We start from the raw sequence: 855 nt of genomic DNA, 5'->3' as shown, positions 1-855 counted from the left end.
GCCGGGTTCTTCTCCGGCTTGTCGGCGATGACCGCCTCGGTGGTCAGGAACAGCGCCGCGATCGAGGCCGCGTTCTGCAGCGCCGACCGGGTGACCTTGGCCGGGTCGATGATGCCGGCCGCGACCAGGTCGACGTACTCGCCGGTGGCGGCGTTGAGGCCGTGACCGGCCTGCAGGCCGCGCACCTTCTCCGCCACGACGCCGCCCTCGAGGCCGGCGTTGATCGCGATCTGCTTGAGCGGAGCCTCCAGCGCGACCTTGACGATGTTCGCGCCGGTGGCCTCGTCACCGTCCAGGCCCAGGCCCTCGAACAGCCCGGCCCCGGCCTGGATCAGCGCCACGCCGCCACCGGCGACGATGCCCTCCTCGACGGCGGCCTTGGCGTTGCGCACCGCGTCCTCGATGCGGTGCTTGCGCTCCTTGAGCTCCACCTCGGTGGCCGCGCCCGCCTTGATGACGGCGACGCCGCCGGCGAGCTTGGCGAGGCGCTCCTGCAGCTTCTCCCGGTCGTAGTCGGAGTCGGTGCGCTCGATCTCCGAGCGGATCTGGTTGACCCGCCCGGCGATCTGGTCCGCGTCACCGGCGCCATCGACGATGGTGGTCTCGTCCTTGGTGACGACGACCTTGCGGGCCCGGCCCAGCAGGGACAGGTCGGCGTTCTCCAGCTTGAGGCCGACCTTCTCCGAGATGACCTCGCCACCGGTCAGGATGGCCATGTCGGCCAGCATCGCCTCGCGGCGGTCACCGAAGCCCGGGGCCTTGACGGCGACGGACTTGAAGGTGCCGCGGATCTTGTTGACGACCAGGGTGGCCAGGGCCTCGCCCTCGACGTCCTCGGCGATGATCGCCAGCGGC

Annotated in this window: 1 protein-coding gene; it reads right to left on the bottom strand. The window is 71.1% G+C overall.

The genetic code is table 11. The features are described from left to right. A partial coding sequence (gene groEL, locus ABEA81_RS42335) for a chaperonin GroEL (RefSeq protein WP_345613711.1) occupies positions 1 to 855 on the bottom strand: 855 nt, incomplete at both ends.

Origin of the sequence: Pseudonocardia adelaidensis, from assembly GCF_039543345.1 — a bacterium.
Classification (GTDB): Bacteria; Actinomycetota; Actinomycetes; order Mycobacteriales; family Pseudonocardiaceae; genus Pseudonocardia; species Pseudonocardia adelaidensis.
This window is presented reverse-complemented; position numbering and strand designations above follow the sequence as displayed.